The following is a 25,112-nucleotide window of genomic DNA, read 5'->3' as shown; positions in this document are numbered from 1 at the left end:
TGGCCGGGCTGGCCCGGGCCCTTCGCCTGTCGGACGCCGAGCGCGACCACCTCCACCACCTCGCCGGCGCACCGCCCGGCCCGCCGCCCGGGCCCTCGCGCGAGGTTCGGCAGAGCATCCTCGACCTGCTGAGGCGACTGCCCCAGGCCGCCGCCATCGTGACGTCCGCGACGTGCGAGGTGATCGCCTGGAACGATCTGGCGGCCGCCCTGATGGAGGACTTCTCCGCCCTTCCGCGGCGCGACCGCAACCTTGTACGCCGTGTCTTCCTCGGGCCCCACCCGCAGGGGCGGCGGCTGTACGGAGTGTCGGACGCGGACGCGTTCGCGCGCAACGCGACGCAACGGCTGCGCGCCACCGCCGCCCGCTATCCCGACGACCCCGAGGTGACGGGGCTGGTGGGTGAACTCCTGGCCGGAAGCGAGGAGTTCGCCCGGCTGTGGGCCTCCCACGACGTGAGCGCCGAGCCCACCCTGTGCAAGACCTTCCAGCACCCGCTGGTCGGCCCGGTCACCGTCAACTGCGACGCCCTCGACGTCACCGACCGGGACCAGCAGGTCGTGATCTACACCGCCGCCTCCGGCTCACCGTCCGAGGAGGCACTGCGACTGCTGTCGGTCATCGGCACGCAGAGCATGGACGTGGGGCGCTGAGGCGGGCTGGGCCGGATACCTGGTGCGTGGTCCGGGTGGGCGGCCAAGCGACCCTCAGACCCGCGTATATGTGAGCCGTCGCCCGTCGGCCAGTTCGCGTACGAGTGTGTCGCCCTCGGTGCGCAGGGTGGAGGAGCCGCCGCGGACGCAGGGGCCGGACGAGGCGGCCCGGTCGATCGCCGGTGGTGCGAAGCGTGCCGGACCGTTCGTGTCCCCCACGGAGACCAGGTTCATGTCGGCCTCGCAGTGTTCGCCGCCGCCGTCCGAGACCAGCCCGGCGGCCGGGCTGCCCACCGGCGACCGGTCGATGGTCATGCGCTGCGTGCCGCCGTTGGCGAGGGGGCGCTGCCAGGTGCCGAGCAGTTCCTCGGGCAGCTTCTCCGGCCCTTTGATCCTGTGCAGTTCGGCGGTGCGCCCCGCCGCTTCCCAGCGGAGGGAGTCATCGCCGGACCGGGAGAGGACATGCTCGCCCAGGGCCGAACAGGAGCCCGAGGGGACACTGTTGACGACCTTGGTGTCCAGCCGTAGCGACGTACCGCCGCCGGACGGCTTGGCGGCGAGTTTGCCGTCGCTCTTGCACTCGTACTCCTTGCCGAGGCTGATGCTGGTGGCGACGACCTCGCCCACCTGCCCCGACGAGACGACGAACCGGCGGTACTGATCGGTGGGCTTCCCGTCCCGCTCGACCTCGCCCGCCCAGATGCCCACGAACGCCTTGGGCACGTCGGACGTCACGCCGCCGTTGTCGCCGGAGCCGGATTCCGAGCCTCCGTTGGGCAGTGGGAGATCTGCGGCCCAAGCGCCGTACACGCCTCCTGCCACCACGACGGCGGCCGCCAGCGCGAGCCCGGCCCGTCGGCCCCTGCCCGTCGGGCGAGGGCGCGGCGGCGGAGTCGACTCCGTGTGCCCGTGGTCCGGCCTCGGCACGACCTGGGTTCCCCACTCCGACCGTTCCGACTGCTCCGACGCGGGAGGTTCCTCCCAGGTCACGAGCGAGGCGACGGACGAAGTTTCGGACGAAGGCGTCGGCGCGCCCGGTGCGGGCGACGATACGACGGCGGCCGGTGCGGGCGCCGCCATCGCGCTCGCGTGCGGCGGAGTGTCCGTGTCCAGCAACTGGACTGCGCTGCGCCCCAGTTCGGCGATGATCTGGGCAGGCAGCCACGGCGGCGACGAGGTGCCGGTCGCCACCGGTTGCATCCGCGCGACCACCTGCTCCGGAGTCGGCCTGGCCGCCGGGTCCTTGGCGAGGCAGTCGGCGATGAGTCCCCGTACCGGCTCCTCGATCCCCGTCAGGTCCGGCTCCTCCTGCGCGATACGGAACATCACGGCATGGACGCCACCGGAACCGCCACCGCCGAACGGCGTCTGCCCGGTCGCCGCATATGCCAGGACCGTACCCATGCAGAAGACGTCGGAGGCCGGGCCGACCGGCTCGTCCCTGAGCTGCTCGGGCGACATGAAGCGGGGTGAGCCGACCAGCACGCCCGAGCTGGTCGGGGTCGAACCGGGTACCGCGTCCAGCGCCCGCGCGATGCCGAAGTCGATGACGCGGGGGCCGTCGATGGTGATCAGGACGTTGGAGGGCTTGAGGTCCCGGTGGACCAGTCCCGCGCCGTGAATGTCGAGCAGGGCGCAGGCGAGTCCATGGGCGAGGGTGCGTACGGAAGGGGCGGGGAGCGGGCCGTGTCCGTGGGGCGAGACGATGTGTTCGAGCGAGGGACCCGCGATGTAGCCGGTGGCCACCCATGGCGTTTCGGCCTCGGTGTCCGCGTCGAGGACCGGTGCCGTCCAGCGGTCGCTCACCCTGCGCGCCGCCGCCACCTCCAGCCGGAAGCGCTCGCGGAACTCGGGTTCGGCGGCCAGCTCCGGCTTGATGAGCTTGACCGCGACCGTACGCCCGCCCTCCGAACGCGCCAGACAGACCCGGCCCATGCCACCCGTGCCGAGGGTTCTGAGCAGCCGGTACCGGCCGATTCTGTCGCCAACCCCACCGGAGGTGGCATCGAAGTCGTCTGTCGACGGCTTCGTCATCTGACTGTCTCCCCTCGGTCGGCACTCCGCCCCACTCACCGCCACGAAGGGTCACGAGCCGGTGGTCCACGAGCTTCCGCTTGATGTGAACAGAGGCTACCCGGCTTCGAGTTGCAGGTGGTGCGACGTCCACAGGCTCTGCCTCCGCCGAACACGTGTACTCCTTGGAGTCCCACAGCCGGCGGCCGTCGTGGCCGGGCGACGACACGTGTGGACCACGCGCCGGTCAGGCGCGCCGAGTGACGATGCTGAGGGTGTTGGCGGCGACGATCGCCCCGATGCTCGCCCACTCCGTCCAGCCCAGGTTCTGGCCGAGGCCGGTCCAGCCGACCACGGCCGCGAGGACGGGGTTGACGCTCATGAAGAGCCCGAAGGCCTGGGCGGGTACGCGGCGCAGGGTGAACATGTCCGCGAGATACGGCACCGCCGAGGCGAGCACCCCGGCGGCGACGGCGTAACCGACGGCCTCGGCGGTCGGGGGGTGCCGGAGCACCAGGACGACGCCGACCGGCAGGAACATCAGGGCGGAGAGCCCCGACGCGGCGGCCGAACCCTGTGCACCGGGGACGCGTTGGCCGACGGTCCGGTTGAGGAGGATGTACGACGCCCAGCAGGCGGCGGCGAGCAGGCCCAGGGCCATCCCGGCGTAGTCGGTCGAGGGCTGGGGGCGCATCAGCGTCACCACGCCGGCGGCGGCGGCCACCGCGGCGCAGATGTCCACGCGGCGGCGCGCGGCGGAGAGGGCGATGGCGAGCGGGCCCAGGAACTCCAAGGTCACCGCCAGTCCCAGGCCGATGCGGTCGATGGCGCTGTAAAGGGACAGGTTCATCGTCCCGAACACCAGGGCCAGCATCAGCACCGGCCGCCACTGCCACCAGGTGAACGACCGCAGCTGCGGCCGGCCGACGGTCAGCAGGACGACCGCGGCGACGTACTGGCGGACCGCGACGACCCCGGCTGGACCGAGCACGGGGAACGCGAGGGACCCGATCGCGGCGCCGGTCTGCGTGGACAGACCACTGCCGATCATCGTGGCCACACCGGCGAGCCGCTGTGACCGTCCGGCCGGTTGCGGGTCCGGGATACCTGGGGCCGCCCGGCGCGCGGGTGCCGCGGGGCGGGGCGCGACTGTGGGGCGTACGGAGGCGGTGGTGCCCGGTGTGGGTGCGGCTCGCATGCTTCGATCGTGTGACTTGGCTGCTCTTGCGCAAAATGCACGCAGCCGTCCATCTATACGATTCAGTCATGGATGTGGAGCTACGGCAGTTGCGCTGTCTCGTCGCGATCGTCGACGAGGGCACCTTCACCGACGCGGCCATCGCGCTCGGCGTCTCCCAGGCGGCCGTGTCCCGGACCCTGGCCTCGCTCGAACGGGCCCTGGGCGTACGGCTGTTGCGCCGCACCTCGCGAGAGGTGGCGCCGACCCCGGCGGGACTGCGCGTGGTGGCGCACGCCCGGCGGGTGCTCGGGGAGGTGGCCGATCTGGTCCAGGAGGCGAGGTCGGGTCATACGCGTCTGCGGATCGGGTATGCCTGGTCGGCACTCGGCCGCCACACGTCGGCCTTTCAGCGTCGCTGGGCCAAGGCGCAGCCGGAGACGGACCTGCGGCTGGTCCGCGTCAACTCCGCCACCGCCGGTCTGGCGGAAGGCGCCTGCGAACTCGCGGTCGTGCGCAGGCCGTTGGGGGAGGACCGGCGGTTCGACTCCGCCATCGTCGGGCTCGAACGGCGCCTGTGCGCCCTGGCCGCCGACGACGCCCTGGCCGGGCGCCGCTCCGTCCGGCTCGCGGACCTCGGCGGGCGCACCCTGCTGATCGATCGCCGCACCGGCACCACGACCGCCGAACTCTGGCCGCCGGACGCCCGCCCGGAGACCGAGGAGACGTCCGACGTCGACGACTGGCTCACCGTGATCTCCAGCGGCCGCTGCATCGGACTGACGGCGGAGTCCACCGCCCACCAGTACCCCCGGCCCGGCATCGTCTACCGGCCGGTCCGCGACGCCGAACCCATCGCCGTACGCCTCGCCTGGTGGCGCGACGACCCGCACCCCGCCACCCAGGCGGCGATCGAACTGCTCACGGCTCTCTACCGCAACGGCTGACCGGCTTCAGCCAGTTGGTTCGATGCGGAAGAGTTCTACGCGGAACGGTTCTGCGCCGAACGTCGGTCCGATTCAGCCGACGTGCACCCGCGGCCGTCGTGCCCGGTCCGGCTCCGCCTCGCGGAGGACCTCCCGGGTGACCGGCGCGACCTCGCCCTGGCCGAAGAGGAAGAAGCGGAGGAAGTTGGTGAAGGGGTTGCCCTCGGTCCACTCGAAGTAGATGTGCGGGATGCAGCCGGTGGTGTCGCGGACGTGCAGGACGAGGGCGGCCAGGGCGTTGGGGACGGAGGACGACTCCAGGGTGAGGACGCGGTAGCGGCCGTGCAGGACCTCACCGCGTACGGTCAGGCCCGCCTCGAATTCCGACGGGTCCAGGACCGTGACCTCGACGAAGACGAAGTCCTCCGGGGCGGGGACGTCGTTGTCCGCGCGGATCTGCTCGATCTTCTCGCGGTACTCGGTGATGTCGCGGTTGTCGGGTTCGTTGGCGATGAACCGGATCCGGCGGCTGGCGATGTCCCGTACGAACCGCTGGGCCATGCCGTCCATGGTCACGCTGGTGACGCGGAGTTCGAAGGAACGGGCGAGACGCGAGAGGAGGGAGACGAGGATGATGCCGGCGATGAAGCAGGCGCCGATCTTCACGCCGTCCGGGCGCTCGATGACGTTCGCGACGGTGACGTAGAGGAAGACCGCCGAGATCACGGCGAAGGCGATGGTCCAGTTGCGCTGGCCGGCCTTGCGCGCGGCGATGGTCACCGCGATCGCGGCCGAGCTGATGAGGACCAGGACACCGGTCGCGTACGCGCCGCCCTGCGCGTCGACGTCCGCGTCGAAGATCCACGTGACCAGGAACCCGACCAGGGTGAAGACGATCACCATCGGGCGAACGGCGCGCGCCCAGTGCGGGGCCATGCCGTAGCGGGGCAGATAGCGGGGCATCAGGTTCAGCAGCCCGGCCATGGCGGAGGCGCCGGCGAACCACAGGATGGCGATGGTGGACGCGTCGTAGACCGTGCCGAAGGCGTTGCCCAGGTATTTGTGCGCCAGATACGCGAGCGCGCGGCCGTTGGCCTCGCCGCCCGGCTCGAACTCCTTCTCCGGGATCAGCAGCGTGGTGATGAAGCTGGTCGCGATCAGGAACACGCTCATGATGAGCGCGGCCGTGGTCAGCAGCTTCTTCGTGCCGCGGATACGGCCCTTGGGGTTCGCCTCGGTGTCGTCGGGGTCGCCCTCGACGTGCGGCATGACCGCAACGCCGGTCTCGAAGCCGGAGAGGCCCAGCGCCAGCTTCGGGAAGACCAGCAGCGCCACTCCCACCATCGCAAAAACGTTTCCGTGCTCGGCGGTCAGAGCGGTGGACCAGTCGTTGATCACATGCCCCTCGGTGGCCACCTGCCAGAGCCCGGTCACCACGACCACGACGTTGAGCGCCAGATAGAGGCCCACCAGCGCCACGGCGACACCGATCGCCTCCAGGAAGCCCTTGAGGAACACCGCGCCGAGAAGGGCGATGAGCACCAGCGTGATCAGCACTTGTCTGTCGTGCAGCGCGTCGGCCAGATGCGGGTTCTCCACCAGGTGGGTGGAGGCGTCGGCGGCCGACAGGGTGATGGTGATCAGGAAGTCGGTCGCGGCGAAACCGAGCAGGGTCAGGACGAACAGCTTGCCCTTCCAGAAGGTCAGCAGCCGCTCCAGCATGGCGATCGAGCCCTCGCCGTGGGGGCTTTCCTCGGCCACCCGCCGGTACACCGGCAGCGCGCCCGCCAGCGTGACGACGACCAGCACGATGGTGGCCACGGGTGACAGCAGCCCGGCGGCGAGGGCCGCGATGCCCGGCTGGTAGCCGAGGGTGGAGAAGTAGTCGACGCCGGTCAGGCACATCACCCGCCACCAGCGCTGTCCCTTGTGCACGGGCTCCGGCTCGGCGGGCCGCAGCGCCGCCTGCCGGCCCTTGCCCATGTCGGACAGCCCCTCCAGCATCCAGGCGCGCAGGCGACTGGGCGGAGGGTGTTCGGTGGTGGCCATCGGCGTGCTCCTGATGTCCGGCTCAGCGTGCGGTTTCCGGCCATCACGCGGACGGCGGCACCAGCGTATGCAGAGCGTGACGCACAGGCCCACGGATGAGGCCGCCGTGGGCGTCAAGCTTCCGTTAAGAGAAGCCGTGCGACCGTCGGTGGGACATCAGGACGACGACGTCCTGGCTTCGAGGGAGTGGCCTGGGCCATTCGAGGGGACCCAGCGTCTGGTGGCGGATCTGCTGACGCCACAGCCCGGCGACTACTTCCTGGACGCACTCGATGTGCCCAGCGTGGCCGAGCTCGGGATTCCCGCGCTCTACCTCCTCGGCGAGGGCGATCGTGCGCTTCCCCGGCCCGGCGCCGAGTTCGCGGCGCGGCTGGGACTGGAACCCGTCATGGTTCCTGGGACCCACGAGGGCCTGCTCACGCACCCTGATGACGTTGCCGAGGCGATCCTGAACGGCTGAGGTCGCGTGAACGAGGGCCCGGACGTATGAGGGCGCGCGTGCATGAGGGCCCGGACACATAGGGGTGCGAAGGAGCCTCCGTGGTGGCCGCGTTCGCCGCCGGTGGAGACGGCGGAGCTGTCGGCGGCGACGGCCGGTCGGCGTGGTCGTCGTGGGTCGTGATCGCCGCCCGCCCGGCGGCCGTCACGACCAGGATCACCGTTGAACGTCCGTCACCCCCGTCCAGCCGTCGAGCGGTGGCGTGGGTGTAGGCGAGGACGCGGTCGCGGACGGCTCCGCCTAGGAGTTGGTAGACGGGCTGGTCGGTGGCCCTGCCCTTGATGTCCCACAGGGCGAGGTCGACGGCGCCGATGGAGGTCATGGTGACCGGGCCGCGCCGCCAGTAAACCCCGCGGTACAGGTACTGCCAGGTGTCCTCGATACGGGCCGGATCGCGGCCGATCAGCAGCGGGGCGACGTGGTCGCGGAGGTAGGAGGCGACGACGAGTTCGCGGCCGTTGAGGGTGGCGTCGCCCCAGCCGACCAGCCCCTCGGCGGTGGTGATCTTGAGGGTGACGAAGTTGCGTCCCGGGCTGGCCACGATGACGTCCACCGAGACGATGGTGTCGCGCTTGCTCATCGGACCCTCTCCACGATGTTGTGCAGCCCCTCGCCGGCCGCCAGCCGGCGGATGTTGGCAGTGATGTCGGACATCCGGCGGGCGAAGGCCTGCCGGGTGAGCCCCGAGGAGTGCGGCGTCATCAGCACGTCGGGCAGCTCGTGGAAGGCGTGGCGGCTCGGCGCCCCCGTGTTGCCCGAGGCCGGGTAGTCGTACCAGACGTCGATCGCGGCGCCCCCGATCACGCCGTCGCGCAGGGCTGCGTACAGCGCGTCCTCGTCGACGACCGGGCCGCGGCCGACGTTGACCAGGACGGCCGACCCGCCCATGCGGGCCAGTTCCGGCGCGCCGATCAGCCCGGTGGTCCGCTCGGAGAGCGGTACCGAGACCACGACCACGTCCGCGGTGTCCAGAAGGGCGTCCAGATCGTCGACGCGCCCCGCCCACACCAGCTTCTCGGCCACCGCGTCGATGTCCCCGCGTCGGGTGACGGCCACGCCTCGGGCGCCGAACGTCCGGAAACGTTGCCATGTGCGTGCACCGATGTGCCCGAACCCGACGAATCCGATCGTGGTGTCCGCCAGCGCGTCGGGCCACGGCGCGCCGGGCGAATGGACGGGGGAGTCCCAGGTGCCGCGCCGCAGCGCCGCGTCCTGACGCAGGAATCCGCGCCGCAGCAGGACCGTGGCGGCCACGATGTACTCGGCGATCGAGTCCTCGTGATGGAAGGTGTTGGCGACGAGGGTGCCCGGAGGCAGCGCCGCGACGTCGATCTTGTCGATACCGGCACCGGCGGCGTGCACCAGGCGCAGACCCTTGCCGGCCGCCGCCATCTCGGGCGAGCACACCCCCGACACCAGCACGTCCGCGTCGCGCAGGGCTTCGACCACGGCGGCGGTGTCCGCGGGGTCGGGCCAGCTCACGGTGGTCCGGCCGGGCAGGTCGGCCTCGAACTGCTCGCGCAGGGGCGCCAGATTGGGGTCGGCGACGACGACGTTCAGACCGGCGGGGTTCAGGGGCGGATCCTTGTGCGTCATGCGTGCTCCCTGGTGACGGGGGGCGTGCGGGTCGTCGCGACCGGTCCGGTGGAGCCGCGGACCACGAGCTGGGTGGGCAGCCGCTGGGTGCGCGGCTCCCGGTGCTCGTCACCGATGGCCTGGGAGAGCATCTCCAGGCTGAGCGCCCCGGCCCGGTCCATGGGGACCGCGATGGTGCTCAGTGCGGGGTACGCGGTCGCGGCGAGCGGCATGTCGTCGATGCCGACCACGCTGAGGTCGTCCGGGACGCGCACCCCGAGCTGCCGCGCTCCGGCGATCACACCGAGGGCGACGAGGTCGTTGTGCGCGATGACGGCAGAAGCGCCCGAGGCGATCACGCCGGCCGCCGCGGCGGTACCGCCGGCCACCGTCTCCGACTGCCAGCCGAGCACCTCCAGCTCCAGGCCGACCCGCTCGGCCTGGGCACGGGCCAGGTCGACGCGGTGGCTGTTGGACCACGAGTGCTGGGATCCCTGGACGTACGCGAGGTGCCGGTGCCCCAGCGCCGCCAGGTACTCGACGGTCTGACGCAGCCCGTCACCGGCATCCGCGAGAACACAGTCCGCGGTGGTGGTCTCACGGTTGACGAGCACGACTGGCGTGTCGCCGCAGAGCGCGAGAACGTCCTCGGCGTCGAGCCGGGGCGAGCACACGACGAGCCCGGCGGACCTGGCACGCAGCTGCGTGATCACCGCCCGCTCCCGGTCGGGATCGAAGTCGGTGTCGGCGAGCACGATGGTCTGCCCGCGGTGCCAGCCCTGGGCCTGCGCGGCCTTCACGAAGGCGCCGAAGACCGGGTTGGCGATGTCCGGCACGACCACGGCCACGGTGGCGGTGTCCGACGGCAACTCGGCGGGACGTGGCGGCGGCGGTGGCTCGTAGCCCAGCTCTTGCGCAACTTCCAGAACCTTGCGCAAGGTCTCCGGCCCCAGTCGCTGGGGGTCGCTGAACGCCCGGGATGCCGTGGAAAGCGCCACATTCGCGCGCTTCGCGACGTCGGTCAAGGTGGGGGCCACGCTGCCACTCCGTTCCGCAGTTACCGCTGCATGAACTCTGCGTTACCCATACTCGGCAAGCTTGCGCAACCTTGTCAATGCTTGCCGCGAGATGAGTTCCCGAGGTGGATCGGGGGCAGGGAGTGGCGGGGCAGGTCACTGAACGTCATGAATTGGGGGCCCTCGGCGGTTGGCGCCTTGAGGGTCGCGCGGACCGGCGCTCGCGGTGAAATGGGCACGGCAGGGTGAGCGGACCGGCAGGGAGCCTCGCGCTCATCGGCGCGGCCCGGAGCGCCCCCGCAGCGGCCGGGGGATCGTCATTCCCGCTGCTCGTCGGCGGGTGCCTTGAGTAGTCGGTCCAGTTCGTTCCCGGCCTCCTCGTACCCGGCGTCCGAGATCCGCTGCAGCTCGCGCAGGTCGCCGGTCGCCTTCGCGCGTCGGGTGAGCAGGAAGCCCGCGTGCATGGATCCCTCGTCCAGCAGCTCGCTCAGTTCCTCAAGGTCGCCGACCGAGTCGGCAAGGTCGGCAAGGCGGTCCAATGCGGCCTCGTTGCCCGCGTCGGCCAGCTCGCGCAGGGTCTCCCGATCGGCATTCGTGTTCGTCATGGGGCCATGCTGCAACCCCGCCCCAGGGGCAGGGTCAAGTGGCACGATGGCCGGGTGATCACCATCGGGCAGCTGGCCGGGTACGTCGGGGTGTCGGTCAAGACCATCCGCGTCTACCACGACAAGGGTCTGCTCCCCGAGCCGGACCGCGACGCGTCCGGCTACCGGCGGTACGGCGCGAACGACGTCGTCGACCTGATCAAGATCCGGACGCTCGCCGAAGCCGGCGTCCCCCTGGCCCGTATCCGGGACCTGAGATCGGCGAGCGACGAGGAGTTCCAGCGGGCGCTGCGCGAGATCGACGACGGGCTCACCGACCGCATTCGTGGCCTGCGGGCAACGCAGGGGCGCCTGCGCAGGCTCGCCGCCGGGGATCTGGCACCGCTGCCCACCGAGGTCGGCGCCCATCTGGAGGACCTGGCCCGGTGGGGATTCACGCCTCGTTGGGTGGACCTCCAACGCGACCTGTGGATCCTCGTGTTCGCCACCCACCCGGACCGCGCGATCGCCCTGTTCCACGACCAGGCCGAGATCCTGGCCGACCCGGCGCTGCGGCAGCTCTTCCTCGACTACGACCAGGCGTACGGCCTCGACGCGGACGATCCCCGCATCGACGAGCTCGCCCACCGGGCGGTCGAAGCGACCCGTGAACGCTACGGTTCGGACGAACTGCCCGGGCTGGACGTGGCCTCCGAGGTCCCCGCCCTCATCCAGGGCACGGTCAACGCCTCGTCCCCGGCATGGCAGCGCATCGACACGCTGATTCGCGCACAACTGGACATGTGAGCTGATCGTCAACCGTCCGGGGCAGTGACCCGTCAAGGCGGTGTCAACGTCCTTGCGACCGGCGACAAGGATGCGTCAAGGAGTGCTCCGAGTGCCCTGGACAAGCGCTTCGGTAGGGGAAGTAACCGTTCCCCTCGGGGAGTTGATCGCCAGTGAGCGGAGCACGTCGGCTGCGATGAGTGACGTACGGGACAGGACGAGTGACGTACGGACCGGCGGGAGCGAGGCAGGGGCCGGTGCGGGTGACGTACGTCCTCGACGCCCCGGACGCCTCAAGGTCTACCTCGGAGCCGCCCCGGGAGTGGGGAAGACCTACCGCATGCTCGACGAGGCGCGGCGCAGGGCGGGGCGTGGCGTCGATGTCGTGGTGGGGTTCGTCGAGTGCCACGGGCGGCCCGGCACGGAAGGGATGCTCGACGGTCTGGAGGTCGTCGAGCGGGCCTCGTGCGTCTACCGGGGCGGGGAGTTCGAGGAGATGGACCTCGCCGCCGTCCTCGCACGGCACCCGCAGGTCGCGATCGTCGACGAGTTCGCCCACAGCAACGTCCCCGGCGGCGGCCGCAACCCCAAGCGGCGGCAGGACATCGAGGAACTGCTCGCGGCCGGGATCGATGTCGTCACGGCCCTCAACATCCAGCATCTGGAGTCGCTGAACGACGTCGTCGAGAAGATCACGCGCGTACCGCAGCACGAGACGGTGCCCGACGAGGTCGTACGACGGGCCCATCAGATCGAGCTGGTGGACATCCCGCCCGAAGGGCTGCGCCGACGGATGGCGCACGGCAACATCCACGCGCCGGAGAAGGTCGACGCGGCGCTCGCCGACTACTTCCGGCCCGGCAATCTGACCGCGCTGCGGCAGCTCGCCCTGCTGTGGGTCGCCGACCGTGTCGACGAGGCGCTGCAGACCTATCGCTCCGAACACGACATCGGCGGGGTGTGGGAGACCCGGGAGCGGGTCGTGGTCGCGCTGACCGGCGGGCCGGAGGGGGACACGCTGATCCGGCGGGCCGCCCGCGTCGCGGACCGCTCGGCGGGCGGTGATTTGCTCGCCGTGCACGTGACCCGCAGCGACGGCCTCGCGGCGGGCGCCTCGCACGCCTCCCTGGCCCGGCAGCGGCGGTTGATCGAGGACCTCGGCGGCAGCTACCACTCCGTGATTGGCGACGACGTCGCCGCCGCCCTGGTGGAGTTCGCCCGCGCCGAGAACGCCACCCAGCTCGTTCTCGGCACCAGCCGCCGTGGCCGCCTCGAACGGTTCGCCACCGGACGCGGCACCGGCGAGACGGTCGTCGAGCTCTCCGCCGACATCGACATCCACATGGTCACGCACGAGCGCGCCGGGCGCGGCACGCTGCTGCCCTCACGCAGGCGCACCCTCTCGACCGTACGCAGGATCGCGGGCCCGGTCGCCGGTCTGCTGCTGCCGGTGGCGCTCACCTTCCTGCTCGACCTGGACATCGCAAGGGACAAGCTCAACCTCACCAGTGAGGCCCTGCTCCTCCTGCTCACCGTGGTGGGGGTGGCCTGCATAGGCGGGGTCGCGTCGGCGGTGATCGCGTCGGTCACGGCGTCGTTGCTGCTCAACTACTGGTTCATCCCGCCCGTCGGGCAGTTCACGCTCAACGATCCGAACGCGCTGCTGGCCCTGGCGGTCTTCGCGGTGGTGGCCGCCACGGTGGCCGCGGTCGTGGACCGCTCGCTGCGGCTGTCCCGCCGCTCGGCCCGCGCCACCGCCGAGGCCGAGACCATGTCCTCGCTCGCCGGCACCATCGTGCGGGGCGGCGCGACCATACCCGCCCTGGTGGAACGTACCCGCGAGACCTTCGGCATGGACTCCGCGGAGCTGGTGGACGAGCCGCCCGGAGAGGACGGTGTGTCGGCGGTCCCGGCGGGCCCCGGTGCCTTCCTGGTCCTGCGCGGCCGCATTCTCCCGTCCTCCGAACGGCGCGTGCTGGCCGCCTTCGCCGCGCACGTGGGGTCTGCGGTCGAGCGGTCCCGGCTCGCCCGGGCCGCCGCCGAGGTCGAACCGGTCAAGGCCGCCGACCGTATGCGTACGGCGCTTCTGCGGGCGGTCGGCCATGATCTGCGCACCCCGCTCGCCGCGGGCTGGGCAGCCGTGTCCTCGCTCCGCAGCCGGGACGTGGAGTTCTCCGACGAGGACCGGGACGAACTCCTCGCCACCGCCGACGAGTCCATGGCCAGGCTGAACCGGCTGATCGAGAACCTCCTCGACCTCAGCCGCCTCCAGGCAGGCGCGCTCACCCTCGACCTGCGCGCCACCGCCCTGGAGGAGGTCCTCCCCGCGGCGCTCGCCGACACCCCCGAGGTCGAGGTGGCCGACCTGGACGAGGTGCCCGCCGTGCTGGCCGACCCGCCCCTGCTCGAACGGGTGATCGCCAACCTGGCAGGCAACGCCGTCCGTCACAGTCCGGCGGGGCGCAAGGTGCTGCTCGCCGCCAGCGCCCACGCGGGCCGTGTCGAGCTGCGTGTCGTCGACCGCGGCCCCGGCCTCCCGTCCACCGACCGGGAGCGGCTCTTCGAACCCTTCCAGCGCCTGGACGACACCGACAACACGACGGGCCTCGGCCTGGGCCTGGCGCTCTCGCGGGGCCTGACCGAGGCGATGAACGGCACCCTCACCCCGGAGGACACCCCGGGCGGGGGTCTGACCATGGTGCTGTCCCTGCCCTTCGCCGAGCAGGTGCGGCGCGCCAGTGATACGCAGAGATCAGGAGGCGGCTCATGAGCTCCGAAAGCGGCATACGAGGGCTTGGGCTCTCGGGCACCGAGGTGAACGCAGGAGGTGACGGTGTGATGACCGGCTATCCGCTCCGGGACCGGCTCGCCCTGCTCGCGGGCCTCGCGGGACCGTTCCTGGTGGCACTCGTACTCGTGCCCTTCCGCACCGACCTGTCCCGTACGAACGCCGCGCTGATTCTGGTCGTGGTCGTTGTCGCGGTCGCCGCCCTCGGGAGTCGCGTGGCGGGCGCGCTCGCGGCACTGTCGGCGGCGGCCTGGTTCGACTTCTTCCTCACACGTCCGTACCAGACGTTCGACATCAACACCTCCGCCGACATCGAGACCGCGGTACTTCTGCTGGTCGTCGGCCTGGTCGTGTCCCAGCTCGCGGCCCGCGCCCGCCGCCTGGAAGTGATCACGGTGACGTACGCCGACCACCTCCGCCGCATCCACGAGACCGCCGACCTCGCCCAGTCCGCCAAGTCCTCGGACACCGTCGTCGACCACGTCCGGGGCCAGCTGACCGAAGTGCTCGGCCTGCGCGCCTGCCGCTTCGAGTACGGCACCCTCCTGGGCCGGCCGCCCCGCCTGGAACAGGACGGGAACATCGCGGTCGGCCGTCGGCACCGGGACGTCGACATCGACGGCTGGCCGGACGGCGAGATCGAACTCCGCACCTACGGCAACGGCCACTACCTCGGCCGCTTCATGCTCACCCCCGGCCCGGGACCCGTACCGCCGCTCCGGGCCCGCCTCGTCGCGGTCACCCTCGCCGACCAGACGGGCGCGGCCCTCGACACGGCCGGTCCGGTGAAGGACGGCTGATCCCGGGGAGCTCATCCCCGGGAACGGCACGGGCGGATCACCGGGCCGTCAGGACCACGTCAAGGTTGGGGCCTTCGGCGCGAAGAAGCCGCAAGGAGCCGTCGGACATGGCGGGAATCGGACAGAACCTGAGCGCACCCGCGCATCGCTTTCCCGCGTGCACGGGCCTTTCCGTGCGTGAAGGAGTGAGTGTCCCATGTCTGTCCTGACGATCGAGCCGGGCGAGGCCCCCGCCGCCGAGGAACCGCCCGATACCGGTGAGCGGCACCGGCTCACCGCCGTCACCGGCCTGGCAGCGCTCTCGCTGGACGCGATGGCGTCGGTGGCGTACGGCCCCGAGGCGATCGTCCTCGTACTGGCCGCGGGGGGCGCGTACGGCCTCGGCTTCACCCTGCCGGTCACGCTGGCGATCGCCGGGCTGCTCGCGGTGCTGGTGGCCTCGTACCGGCAGGTGATCGCGGCGTTCCCGGACGGCGGCGGGTCGTACGCCGTCGCGAAGACGCATCTGGGAGCGCGGACGAGCCTGGTGGCGGCGGCCTCGCTGGTCCTGGACTACGTACTCAACGTCGCCGTGGCGGTCACGGCCGGTGTCGCCGCTCTGACCTCGGCCTTCCCCGCCATGTACGGCGACCGGCTGTGGCTGTGCCTGGTCGTGCTGGTGCTGATCACGGGCGTGAACCTGCGCGGGATCGTGGAGTCGGCGCGGGCGTTCATCGTGCCGACCGCGGTCTTCGTCGTCTCGATCCTGATCCTGATCGGCGTCGGGCTGTTCCGGTCCGCGCCGGTCAGTACGGAGGCTGCCGCGGGCCATGCCTCGGTGCTCTCGGACAACGCCACCACGGTCGGTGCGCTGCTTCTGCTGAAAGCTTTCGCCTCGGGCTGTTCGGCACTCACCGGTGTGGAGGCGATCGCCAACGCCGTGCCGTCCTTCCGCGTCCCGCGCGTGAAGCGGGCGCAGCGCGCGGAGGTGGCGCTGGGCGCGGTGCTCGGCGTGATGCTGATCGGCCTGTCCGTGCTGATCTCCCGTTTCCACCTCCAGCCGGTCGAGGGCGTCACGGTCCTCGCGCAGCTGGCGGACGCCTCGCTCGGCCACAACTGGGCCTTCTACGTCATCCAGTTCGCCACCATGATCCTGCTGGCGCTCTCCGCGAACACGTCCTTCGGCGGGCTCCCGGTCCTGCTGAAGCTGCTGGCCCGCGACAACTACCTGCCGCACGTCTTCGCCCTCAAGGCCGACCGCCAGGTCCACCGCCACGGGGTGCTCGCGCTGTCCCTGGTCTCCGCCGCGCTGCTGGTCTTCTCCGGCGGTGACACCAACACCCTCGTGCCGCTCTTCGCCATCGGCGTCTTCGTCGGCTTCACGATCGCCCAGGTCGGCATGGTCGTCCACTGGCGCGGGGAGCGGGGGAAGGGGTGGCGCGGGAAAGCTCTGCTGAACGGCTTCGGCGGCCTCCTGACCGGTGTGTCGGCCGTGGTCGTGACGGCGACCAAGTTCGAGGAGGGCGCCTGGCTGATCGTGATCGCCCTGCCGCTGCTGGTGGCGGCCTTCACGGCCGTGCACCGCGCGTACGCCCGGATCGGCGAGCGCCTGGGCCTGGGCCGCATCCCCGAGCATCCGCACCGCGACCGCTCCGTGGTGATCGTGCCCGTGTCGAACCTGTCGCGGCTGACCGTCGAGGCACTGAACGCCGCCGCCTCGCTCGGCGACGAGGTGCGCGCGGTGACCGTCTGCCACCCCGACCCCGAGGACCGCGCCCAGCTGTACGCCCTGGAGCGCGACTGGGCCCGCTGGGACCCCGGGGTGCCGCTGGTCCGGCTCACCTCCGAGCGCCGCGCCCTGGGCCGTCCGATCGCCGCGTACGTGGGCGAGACGGCCGCCGCCGAGCCCGGCACCCGTGTCACCGTCCTGATCCCCGAGGTCGAGCCGGACCGGCTGTGGCAGCGGCTGCTGCAGAACCAGCGGGGTGCCGTGGTCGCCCATGCCGTCCGGAAGGACACGGACGCGGTGATCTGCCGGCTGCGGTTCCGCATCTGATCCCGCATGTCCCGCGCCGGAGACGGACGGGGTGTTCAGGCGCCCGAGGGGTTTGGTTCACGCAGATGGATCAGCCCGCCGTATGGGTTCCGTCAAAGCCGTACGAACCTGCGTATGGGAGCCGTCAACGGCGCTCGAATCCGGCCAGAGAGGCGCTTTCCTCTAATCGTCCGTTCGATTCGAACCTCATCTAGGAGCTTGCGATGGCCGACGTGGCCTTCGTCGTCACCACGATCGCGGTGTTCGCGCTGGTGGCTCTCGTCGCCAAGGGGGTGACGAAGCTGTGACCGCCGAGAACATCGTCGGCCTGATCGTGGCCGTCGCCCTGCTGGGCTATCTCGTCCTCGCCTTGATCTTCCCGGAGAGGTTCTGAGAAGCGATATGGGTCCCGTCCTCGCTGGTGTCCTTCAGCTGCTCGCTCTGATAGCGGCACTGGCTCTCGCCTACCGTCCCCTCGGCGACTACATGGCCAAGGTCTACTCCTCGGACAAGCACCTGCGCGTCGAGAAGTGGATCTACAAGGGCATCGGCGCCAACCCGAACACGGAGATGCGGTGGCCCGCGTACCTGCGTGGTGTCCTCGCCTTCTCCGCGGTGAGTGTGCTGTTCCTGTACCTGCTGCAGCGCTTCCAGGGCAGCCTGCCCGGCTCGCTCGGCTTCTCCTCGATCGACCCGGACCAGGCGTTCAACACCGCCGCGTCGTTCGTCTCCAACACCAACTGGCAGTCGTACTACGGCGAACAGGCCATGGGCCACGTCGTACAGACCGGCGGACTGGCGGTGCAGAACTTCCTGTCCGCCTCGGTCGGTATCGCGGTGGCCGTCGCACTCGTCCGCGGCTTCGCGCGCTCGCGCACCGGTGAGCTCGGCAACTTCTGGTCCGACCTGGTGCGCGGCACCATCCGCATCCTGCTGCCGATCTCGGTGATCGCCGCGATCGTGCTCGTCGCGTGCGGCGCGATCCAGAACTTCTCCGGCATCCACGAGGTCGGCCAGTTCACCGGCGGCTCGCAGCAGTGGAACGGTGGCGCGGTCGCATCCCAGGAAGCCATCAAGGAGCTGGGCACCAACGGCGGCGGCTACTTCAACGCCAACTCCGCCCACCCCTTCGAGAACCCCAACGCGTTCTCCAACCTCTTCGAGATCTTCCTGATCCTGCTGATCCCGTTCGCGCTCACCCGGACCTTCGGCCGGATGGTCGGCTCGCTCAGGCAGGGCTACGCGATCCTCGCCACGATGGTCACCATCTGGATCGGCTTCACGGCCCTGATGATGTGGACCGAGTTCGCCCACCACGGCCCGGCCTTCGATGTCGCCGGCGGTGCGCTGGAGGGCAAGGAGACCCGCTTCGGCGTCGGCGCCTCGTCGATCTTCGCGGTGTCGACGACGCTGACGTCGACCGGCGCGGTGGACTCGTTCCACTCCTCGTTCACCGGAGTCGGCGGCGGCATCACCATGCTCGGCATGCAGCTGGGCGAGATCGCGCCCGGTGGTACCGGATCAGGCCTCTACGGCATGCTGGTCATGGCCATCATCGCGGTGTTCATCGCCGGTCTGATGGTGGGCCGTACGCCCGAGTACCTGGGCAAGAAGATCGGCACCCGCGAGATCAAGTTCGCCGCCTGCTACATCCTCATCACCCCGGCGCTGGTGCTCGTCTTCACCGCCGCGGCGATGGCCCTGCCGACCCCGGGCAACTCGATGACGAACAGCGGCGCGCACGGTTTCTCCGAGATCCTGTACGCCTACACCTCGGCCTCGAACAACAACGGTTCGGCCTTCGCGGGTCTGAACGCGGACACGCAGTGGTTCAACAGCACGCTGGGTCTGGCGATGCTGCTCGGCCGCTTCCTGCCGATGGTGTTCGTGCTCGCGTTGGCCGGCTCGCTCGCCGAGCAGAAGCCGGTGCCCGCGACCGCGGGCACGTTGCGCACCGAAAAGCCGCTGTTCACCGGGCTGTTGGTGGGCGCGATTCTCATCATCACCGGTCTGACCTACTTCCCGGCGCTCGCGCTGGGGCCGCTGGCCGAGGGGCTGGCGTCATGACCACCCGCATAGAGAAGCAAGAGGACACCGTGTCCACGACTACTCCCACTCGGGCGCCGCACAGCGATGTGCCGACCGGTCACAAGGACGAAGGACGCGTCGGCGCGGGTCTGTTCGACCCGAAGCAGCTGCTGAAGTCGCTGCCGGACGCCTGTCGCAAGCTCGACCCGCGGGTGATGGTCAAGTCCCCCGTGATGTTCGTGGTGTTGGTGGGCTCGGTCCTGACGACCGCGTTCTCCTTCAAGGACCCGGGCGACTGGTTCGGCTGGGCGATCAGCGCCTGGCTCTGGCTCACCGTGATCTTCGCCAACCTGGCGGAGGCGGTGGCCGAGGGCCGCGGCAAGGCGCAGGCGGACACCCTGCGCAAGGCCAAGACCGACACCGTCGCGCGCCGGCTGTCCAAGGACGGCGGCTCCGAGGAGCAGGTGCCCGGCACCGAACTGCGCGTCGGCGACCTGGTGGTCTGCGAGGCGGGCGACATCATCCCCGGCGACGGTGACGTCGTCGAGGGCGTCGCGTCCGTGGACGAGTCGGCCATCACCGGTGAGTCGGCCCCGGTCATCCGCGAGTCCGGCGGTGACCGGTCCGCGGTCACCGGCGGTACGAAGGTGCTGTCCGACCGCATCGTCATCAAGATCACGACGAAGCCGGGCGAGACCTTCATCGACCGCATGATCGCCCTGGTCGAGGGCGCGGCCCGGCAGAAGACGCCCAACGAGATCGCGCTGAACATCCTGCTCGCCTCGCTGACGATCGTCTTCCTGCTGGCCGTCGCCACGCTGCCGCCGTTCGCGGACTACGCGGGCACGCACCTCACGATGGTCGTGCTGGTGGCCCTGCTTGTCTGTCTGATCCCGACCACGATCGGCGCGCTGCTCTCGGCGATCGGCATCGCGGGCATGGACCGGCTGGTGCAGCGGAACGTACTCGCCATGTCCGGCAGGGCAGTCGAGGCGGCGGGCGACGTGTCGACCCTGCTGCTCGACAAGACCGGCACCATCACGCTCGGCAACCGGCAGGCCGCCGAGTTCGTACCGGTGAGCGGCACCACCGACGCCGTCCTGGCCGACGCCGCCCAGCTCTCCTCGCTGGCCGACGAGACGCCCGAGGGCCGCTCCATCGTCGTCCTGGCGAAGGAGAAGTACGGGCTGCGCGAGCGGAGCCAGGGCGAGCTGTCCGGCGCCGAGTGGATCGCCTTCACCGCACAGACCCGCATGTCGGGCGTGGACGTCGACGGGCGCAAGATCCGCAAGGGAGCGGCCGGTTCGGTCATGGCCTGGGTCCGGGAGCAGGGCGGCGAGGTGTCCGAGGACGCCGACACCCTGGCCAACCGGATCTCCGAGGCGGGCGGCACCCCGCTGCTCGTGGCGATCGAGGACCGCGAAGGCGCCCGGGTGCTGGGCGTCATCCACCTCAAGGACGTCGTCAAGGACGGCATGCGCGAACGGTTCGACGAACTGCGCCGCATGGGCATCAAGACCGTCATGATCACGGGCGACAACCCGCTGACCGCCAAGGCGATCGCGGACGAGGCCGGCGTCGACGACTTCCTCGCGGAGGCCACTCCCGAGGACAAGATGGCCCTCATCAAGCGGGAGCAGGCGGGCGGCAAGCTCGTCGCGATGACCGGCGACGGCACGAACGACGCCCCCGCGCTGGCCCAGGCGGACGTCGGCGTGGCGATGAACACGGGTACGTCGGCAGCGAAGGAGGCCGGCAACATGGTCGACCTCGACTCCAACCCGACCAAGCTCATCGAGATCGTCGAGATCGGCAAACAACTCCTCATCACTCGGGGCGCGTTGACGACGTTCTCCATCGCCAACGACGTCGCGAAGTACTTCGCGATCATCCCGGCGCTGTTCGCGGCGGTCTATCCGGGCCTGGACAAGCTCAACATCATGCAGCTGTCCTCGCCCGACTCCGCGATCCTGTCCGCGGTCATCTTCAACGCGCTGATCATCATCGCGCTGGTGCCGCTCGCCCTGCGCGGTGTGCAGTACCGGCCGGTGAGCGCGGACAAGCTGCTGCGGCGCAACCTCGGGATCTACGGCCTGGGCGGACTGATCGCGCCCTTCATCGGCATCAAGATCATCGACCTGCTCATCTCCCTCATCCCCGGAATCGGCTGATCGCCAATGAACAACTCGGTATCCAACACTGCTCGGTTGCTCTGGGCCGGCCTGCGCGCGCTGCTCGTCCTGACGGTGGTGACGGGCATCATCTACCCGCTGGCCATCACCGGCGTCGCCCAGGGCCTCTTCAACGACAAGGCGAACGGCTCGGAGATCAAGGCGAACGGCCAGGTCGTCGGCTCCTCGCTCATCGGCCAGGCGTACAACCTGCCGCTGAAGAAGGGGCAGGAGACCCCGGAGCCGGACCTGAAGTGGTTCCAGGGCCGTCCGCAGAACGGCCTGGGCACCAACAGCGTCAACACCCAGTACAAGCTGATCCTGTCCGGCGCCACCAACCGCTCCGGAGACAACGGCGCCGTCGACGGAGTGTGCCCGAAGGACCCGGCGAAGGCGGAGGAAGCCACCCTCTGCCAATGGGTCGTCGCCGCCAAGGACGCCGTCATCAAGGACAACTCCGTGAACGGCTACACGGTCAAGAGTGTGCCGCCCGACGCGGTCACCTCCTCCGGCTCCGGCCTGGACCCGGACATCTCCCCGGCGTACGCCGACATCCAGGTCCACCGGGTCGCGGAGAAGAACGGGCTGTCCGTCGCCCAGGTCCAGAAGCTGGTCGACGACCACACCGACGGCCGTACGCTCGGCTTCATCGGAGAGCCCACGGTCAACGTCCTCCAACTCAACATCGCGCTCAAGGAACTCGTGGCGAAGAGCTGATGGCCTTACGCGCACCATGCGGGAGTCGGCGGCCGGGGCGACACCCCGATTCGTCGACTCCCGCAGCCGTGCAGCTCGTTCCGCACGACCTCGGCCCTCCGTGCAACAGGAAAGGCGTACACCGATGACCCGGGTACTGGTGGTGGAGGACGACCCTCAGCTCGTCCGGGCCCTCGTGATCAACCTGGAGGCCCGCAAGTACGGAGTGGACCCGGCACCCGACGGCGCCACCGCGCTCCGGGTCGCCGCCGCGTGCCAGCCCGACGTGGTCGTCCTCGACCTGGGCCTGCCGGACATGGACGGGGTGGACGTCATCAAGGCCCTGCGCGGCTGGACCCGCGTACCGATCCTGGTGCTCTCGGCCCGCCGGGCCTCCGACGAGAAGGTGGCGGCGCTCGACGCGGGCGCCGACGACTACGTCACCAAGCCGTTCAGCATGGACGAACTGCTGGCCCGTCTGCGGGCCGCCGTCCGCCGGACCGAGACCGCCCCGCTCGCCCAGGAAACCGCCACGGTCACGACGGACGACTTCACCATCGACCTGCTGGCGAAGAAGGCCACCCGGGCCGGACGCGACATACGCCTCACGCCGACCGAATGGCATCTGCTGGAGATCCTGGTCACCAGCCCCGGGCGGCTCATCACGCAGAAGCACCTGCTCCAGGAGGTGTGGGGCGTCTCCCAGAGCAACAAGACCAACTATCTCCGGGTCTACATGGCGCAACTGCGCCGCAAGTTGGAGACGGACCCCTCCCACCCCCGCTACCTCATCACGGAACCCGGCATGGGCTACCGCTTCGAAGGCTGAAGCGGCACTTCGGACACCCGCCCCTGACACACCGACCCGCCTCGACACCCCCGCCCCGGCACCCCCGCCCGTAGAGACGAAGAGACGAGAAGATGGCACGCGGCAAGCTTCGGATCTACCTCGGTGCGGCGCCGGGCGTCGGCAAGACGTACGCGATGCTCTCCGAGGCGCACCGCCGTGTCGAGCGGGGCACCGACTGCGTGGTCGCGTTCGTGGAGCACCACAACCGGCCGCGTACGGAGGTGATGCTGCACGGCCTGGAGCAGATACCCCGCAGGGAACTGGAGTACCGGGGCACGGTCTTCACCGAGATGGACGTGGACGCGGTGCTCGCCCGGCACCCGCAGGTGGCCCTCGTCGACGAGCTGCCCCACACCAACATCCCCGGCTCGCGCAACACCAAGCGCTGGCAGGACGTCGAGGAACTCCTCGCGGCCGGCATCGACGTGATCACGACCGTCAACATCCAGCACCTGGAGTCGCTGGGCGATGTCGTCGAGTCCATCACCGGCGTACGACAGCAGGAGACCGTGCCGGACGAGGTCGTGCGGCGGGCCGACCAGATCGAGCTGGTCGACATGTCCCCGCAGGCGCTGCGCCGCCGGATGGCGCACGGCAACATCTACAAGCCGGACAAGGTCGACGCGGCACTGTCCAACTACTTCCGCCCCGGCAACCTGACCGCCCTGCGCGAACTGGCGCTGCTGTGGGTGGCGGACCGGGTGGACGAGTACCTGACCGAGTACCGCAACGAGCACCGGGTCTCGAAGATCTGGGGCTCCCGCGAACGGATCGTCGTGGGCCTCACCGGCGGACCCGAGGGCCGTACGCTGATCCGCCGGGCCGCCCGGCTGGCGGAGAAGGGCGCGGGCGGCGAGGTGCTCGCCGTCTACATCGCCCGCAGCGACGGCCTGACCTCCGCCTCCCCGAAGGAACTCGCCGTCCAGCGCACCCTCGTGGAGGACCTGGGCGGCACCTTCCACCACGTCATCGGGGAGGACATACCGACGGCGCTCCTGGACTTCGCGCGCGGGGTGAACGCCACCCAGATCGTCCTCGGGGTGTCCCGCCGCAAGGGCTGGCAGTACGTCTTCGGACCGGGCGTCGGAGCCACGGTCGCCCGGGAGTCGGGGCCCGACCTCGACGTCCACCTGATCACCCACGACGAGGCGGGCAAGGGACGAGGCCTGCCCGTCGCCCGGAGCGCGCGGCTCGGCCGGTCCCGGGTCATCTGGGGCTGGCTGGTCGGTGTGGGCGGCCCCGCCCTCCTGACACTGCTGCTCACCGGCGTCACGCCTTCGGTCGGCCTGGCCAACGACATGCTGCTGTTCCTGACGCTGACGGTGGCCGCGGCCCTGCTCGGCGGCCTCTACCCGGCGCTGGCCTCGGCCGTGGTGGGCTCGCTGCTGCTGAACTGGTTCTTCACCCCGCCCGTCCACACCTTGACGATCGCCGACCCCAAGAACATCGTCGCCATCGCCATCTTCGTGGGTGTCGCCGTCTCGGTCGCCTCCGTGGTGGACCTCGCGGCCCGGCGTACGCACCAGGCGGCCCGGCTGCGGGCCGAGTCGGAGATCCTCTCGGTCCTGGCGGGCAGTGTGCTGCGCGGGGAGACCAGCCTGGAGGCGCTGTTGGAGCGGGTCAGGGAGACCTTCGGCATGGAGTCGGTCGCCCTGCTGGAACGGGACAGCGACGTCGATCCGTGGACCTGCGCGGGCAGCGTGGGCCCGCGGCCCTGTCAGAGCCCCGAGAACGCGGACGTCGACATGCCGGTCGGCGACCACATGGCGCTCGCGCTGTCGGGGCGGGTGCTGCCGGCGGAGGACCGGCGGGTGCTCGCCGCGTTCGCCGCGCAGGCCGCGGTGGTCCTGGACCGCCAGCGGCTCCAGTCCCAGGCCGACCAGTCACGTGCGCTGGCCGAGGGCAACCGCATCCGCACCGCCCTCCTCGCCGCCGTCAGCCATGATCTGCGCACCCCGCTCGCCGGCATCAAGGCCGCGGTCTCCTCGCTCCGTTCGGAGGACGTGGCCTGGTCCGAGGAGGATCAGGCGGAGCTGCTCGAAGGCATCGAGGAGGGCGCGGACCGGCTGGACAACCTTGTGGGCAACCTGCTCGACATGTCCCGGCTCCAGACCGGCACCGTCACGCCGCTGATCCGCGAGATCGACCTCGACGAGGTGGTCCCGATGGCGCTCGGCGGGGTCCCCGAGGACAGCGTGGAACTGGACATCCCCGAGACGCTGCCGATGGTCGCCGTCGACCCCGGCCTGCTGGAGCGGTCGGTCGCCAACCTCGTCGAGAACGCGGTGAAGTACAGCCCGGCCGAGGAACGGGTCCTGGTGTCGGCGAGTGCCATGGCCGACCGCGTGGAGGTCCGGGTGGTGGACCGTGGCCCGGGCGTCTCGGACACGGCCAAGGACCGCATCTTCGAACCCTTCCAGCGGTACGGCGACGCCCCGCGCGGCTCCGGGGTGGGCCTCGGCCTCGCGGTCGCCCGCGGCTTCGCCG

At 70.6% G+C, this 25,112-nt stretch carries 19 protein-coding genes and 1 pseudogene; 13 read left to right on the top strand and 7 right to left on the bottom strand.

The features are described 5' to 3' along the window. On the top strand, positions 1-653 hold a 653-nt coding region (locus tag O3Q52_RS20560), incomplete at its 5' end, for a transcriptional regulator (protein WP_269650248.1). A gap of 54 nt (positions 654-707) precedes the next feature. On the opposite strand, the gene O3Q52_RS20555 is transcribed toward O3Q52_RS20560, so the two are convergent. After that, positions 708-2,687: a serine/threonine-protein kinase gene (locus O3Q52_RS20555; protein ID WP_269650247.1), complete on the bottom strand. Its 1,980-nt coding sequence runs from the start codon at positions 2,685-2,687 to the stop codon at positions 708-710. Positions 2,688-2,913: 226 nt separating this feature from the next. Continuing rightward, the gene (locus O3Q52_RS20550) at positions 2,914-3,864 is read right to left on the bottom strand and encodes a DMT family transporter (protein ID WP_269650246.1); all 951 of its coding nucleotides are present in this window, start codon (positions 3,862-3,864) and stop codon (positions 2,914-2,916) included. A gap of 68 nt (positions 3,865-3,932) precedes the next feature. Between O3Q52_RS20550 and O3Q52_RS20545 the strand changes: the two genes are divergently transcribed. Continuing rightward, the gene (locus O3Q52_RS20545; RefSeq protein WP_269650245.1) at positions 3,933-4,790 is read left to right on the top strand and encodes a LysR family transcriptional regulator; all 858 of its coding nucleotides are present in this window, start codon (positions 3,933-3,935) and stop codon (positions 4,788-4,790) included. Between the two features lie 72 nt (positions 4,791-4,862). Here the strand turns inward: O3Q52_RS20545 and O3Q52_RS20540 are convergent, their stop codons facing one another. Beyond that, positions 4,863-6,818 (bottom strand): amino acid transporter, encoded by a 1,956-nt coding sequence (locus O3Q52_RS20540; protein WP_269650244.1) that lies wholly within the window; start codon positions 6,816-6,818, stop codon positions 4,863-4,865. Between the two features lie 220 nt (positions 6,819-7,038). Between O3Q52_RS20540 and O3Q52_RS20535 the strand changes: the two genes are divergently transcribed. Further along, on the top strand, positions 7,039-7,278 hold the full coding sequence (locus tag O3Q52_RS20535; RefSeq protein WP_269650243.1) for an alpha/beta fold hydrolase: 240 nt from the start codon (positions 7,039-7,041) through the stop codon (positions 7,276-7,278). A gap of 238 nt (positions 7,279-7,516) precedes the next feature. Here the strand turns inward: O3Q52_RS20535 and O3Q52_RS20530 are convergent. From O3Q52_RS20530 to O3Q52_RS20515, 4 genes and pseudogenes are all read right to left on the bottom strand, one after another. After that, a pseudogene (locus O3Q52_RS20530) lies at positions 7,517-7,897 on the bottom strand (bifunctional D-altronate/D-mannonate dehydratase); the annotation flags it as partial. Next, on the bottom strand, positions 7,894-8,913 hold the full coding sequence (locus O3Q52_RS20525) for a 2-hydroxyacid dehydrogenase (protein ID WP_269650242.1): 1,020 nt from the start codon (positions 8,911-8,913) through the stop codon (positions 7,894-7,896). The pseudogene O3Q52_RS20530 and the gene O3Q52_RS20525, both read right to left, overlap by 4 nt. Continuing rightward, positions 8,910-9,929 carry a LacI family DNA-binding transcriptional regulator gene (locus tag O3Q52_RS20520; protein WP_269650241.1) on the bottom strand — a complete coding sequence of 340 codons (1,020 nt, stop codon included), beginning with the start codon at positions 9,927-9,929 and terminating at the stop codon, positions 8,910-8,912. The genes O3Q52_RS20525 and O3Q52_RS20520 overlap by 4 nt, the downstream gene beginning before the upstream one ends. A gap of 296 nt (positions 9,930-10,225) precedes the next feature. After that, complete coding sequence (locus O3Q52_RS20515; protein WP_269650240.1) at positions 10,226-10,513, bottom strand: hypothetical protein; 288 nt, start codon at positions 10,511-10,513, stop codon at positions 10,226-10,228. Positions 10,514-10,567: 54 nt separating this feature from the next. Between O3Q52_RS20515 and O3Q52_RS20510 the strand changes: the two genes are divergently transcribed. From O3Q52_RS20510 to O3Q52_RS20465, 10 genes are all read left to right on the top strand, one after another. Beyond that, positions 10,568-11,299, top strand: coding sequence for a MerR family transcriptional regulator (locus O3Q52_RS20510; protein ID WP_269650239.1), 732 nt, complete (start codon positions 10,568-10,570; stop codon positions 11,297-11,299). Positions 11,300-11,474: 175 nt separating this feature from the next. Continuing rightward, positions 11,475-14,048, top strand: a complete 2,574-nt coding sequence (locus O3Q52_RS20505) for an ATP-binding protein (RefSeq protein WP_269650238.1) — start codon at positions 11,475-11,477, stop codon at positions 14,046-14,048. 68 nt (positions 14,049-14,116) lie between these two features. Then, complete coding sequence (locus tag O3Q52_RS20500; protein ID WP_269650249.1) at positions 14,117-14,866, top strand: DUF4118 domain-containing protein; 750 nt, start codon at positions 14,117-14,119, stop codon at positions 14,864-14,866. 196 nt (positions 14,867-15,062) lie between these two features. Next, positions 15,063-16,901 carry an APC family permease gene (locus tag O3Q52_RS20495; protein ID WP_269650237.1) on the top strand — a complete coding sequence of 613 codons (1,839 nt, stop codon included), beginning with the start codon at positions 15,063-15,065 and terminating at the stop codon, positions 16,899-16,901. 283 nt (positions 16,902-17,184) lie between these two features. After that, positions 17,185-17,274, top strand: coding sequence for a K(+)-transporting ATPase subunit F (gene kdpF / locus O3Q52_RS20490; RefSeq protein ID WP_037659531.1), 90 nt, complete (start codon positions 17,185-17,187; stop codon positions 17,272-17,274). A gap of 8 nt (positions 17,275-17,282) precedes the next feature. After that, positions 17,283-18,947, top strand: a complete 1,665-nt coding sequence (gene kdpA / locus O3Q52_RS20485) for a potassium-transporting ATPase subunit KdpA (RefSeq protein ID WP_269650236.1) — start codon at positions 17,283-17,285, stop codon at positions 18,945-18,947. Further along, positions 18,944-21,079 (top strand): potassium-transporting ATPase subunit KdpB, encoded by a 2,136-nt coding sequence (kdpB, locus tag O3Q52_RS20480; RefSeq protein ID WP_269650235.1) that lies wholly within the window; start codon positions 18,944-18,946, stop codon positions 21,077-21,079. The genes kdpA and kdpB overlap by 4 nt, the downstream gene beginning before the upstream one ends. A 6-nt stretch (positions 21,080-21,085) precedes the next feature. Beyond that, positions 21,086-21,796, top strand: a complete 711-nt coding sequence (locus O3Q52_RS20475) for a potassium-transporting ATPase subunit C (RefSeq protein WP_269650234.1) — start codon at positions 21,086-21,088, stop codon at positions 21,794-21,796. 124 nt (positions 21,797-21,920) lie between these two features. Next, entirely contained in the window at positions 21,921-22,604 is a 684-nt protein-coding gene (locus O3Q52_RS20470) for a response regulator (protein ID WP_269650233.1), read from the top strand. Between the two features lie 92 nt (positions 22,605-22,696). Then, positions 22,697-25,112: sensor histidine kinase KdpD (locus tag O3Q52_RS20465; RefSeq protein WP_269650232.1), on the top strand; the 2,416-nt coding region annotated here is incomplete at its 3' end.

It is taken from the genome of Streptomyces sp. ActVer, assembly GCF_027270795.1.
Classification (GTDB): Bacteria; Actinomycetota; Actinomycetes; order Streptomycetales; family Streptomycetaceae; genus Streptomyces; species Streptomyces umbrinus_A.
The sequence above is the reverse complement of the archived record's forward strand: the minus strand, read 5'-3'. Positions and strand labels throughout refer to the sequence as shown.

Coding starts and splice junctions, on each gene's coding strand:
- O3Q52_RS20555 (WP_269650247.1), bottom strand. CDS start 2,687: ATGACGAAGCCGTCGACAGACGACTTCGATGCCACCTCCGGTGGGGTT.
- O3Q52_RS20550 (WP_269650246.1), bottom strand. CDS start 3,864: ATGCGAGCCGCACCCACACCGGGCACCACCGCCTCCGTACGCCCCACA.
- O3Q52_RS20545 (WP_269650245.1), top strand. CDS start 3,933: ATGGATGTGGAGCTACGGCAGTTGCGCTGTCTCGTCGCGATCGTCGAC.
- O3Q52_RS20540 (WP_269650244.1), bottom strand. CDS start 6,818: ATGGCCACCACCGAACACCCTCCGCCCAGTCGCCTGCGCGCCTGGATG.
- O3Q52_RS20525 (WP_269650242.1), bottom strand. CDS start 8,913: ATGACGCACAAGGATCCGCCCCTGAACCCCGCCGGTCTGAACGTCGTC.
- O3Q52_RS20515 (WP_269650240.1), bottom strand. CDS start 10,513: ATGACGAACACGAATGCCGATCGGGAGACCCTGCGCGAGCTGGCCGAC.
- O3Q52_RS20505 (WP_269650238.1), top strand. CDS start 11,475: ATGAGTGACGTACGGGACAGGACGAGTGACGTACGGACCGGCGGGAGC.
- O3Q52_RS20500 (WP_269650249.1), top strand. CDS start 14,117: ATGACCGGCTATCCGCTCCGGGACCGGCTCGCCCTGCTCGCGGGCCTC.
- O3Q52_RS20495 (WP_269650237.1), top strand. CDS start 15,063: ATGTCTGTCCTGACGATCGAGCCGGGCGAGGCCCCCGCCGCCGAGGAA.
- kdpA (WP_269650236.1), top strand. CDS start 17,283: ATGGGTCCCGTCCTCGCTGGTGTCCTTCAGCTGCTCGCTCTGATAGCG.
- kdpB (WP_269650235.1), top strand. CDS start 18,944: ATGACCACCCGCATAGAGAAGCAAGAGGACACCGTGTCCACGACTACT.
- O3Q52_RS20475 (WP_269650234.1), top strand. CDS start 21,086: ATGAACAACTCGGTATCCAACACTGCTCGGTTGCTCTGGGCCGGCCTG.
- O3Q52_RS20470 (WP_269650233.1), top strand. CDS start 21,921: ATGACCCGGGTACTGGTGGTGGAGGACGACCCTCAGCTCGTCCGGGCC.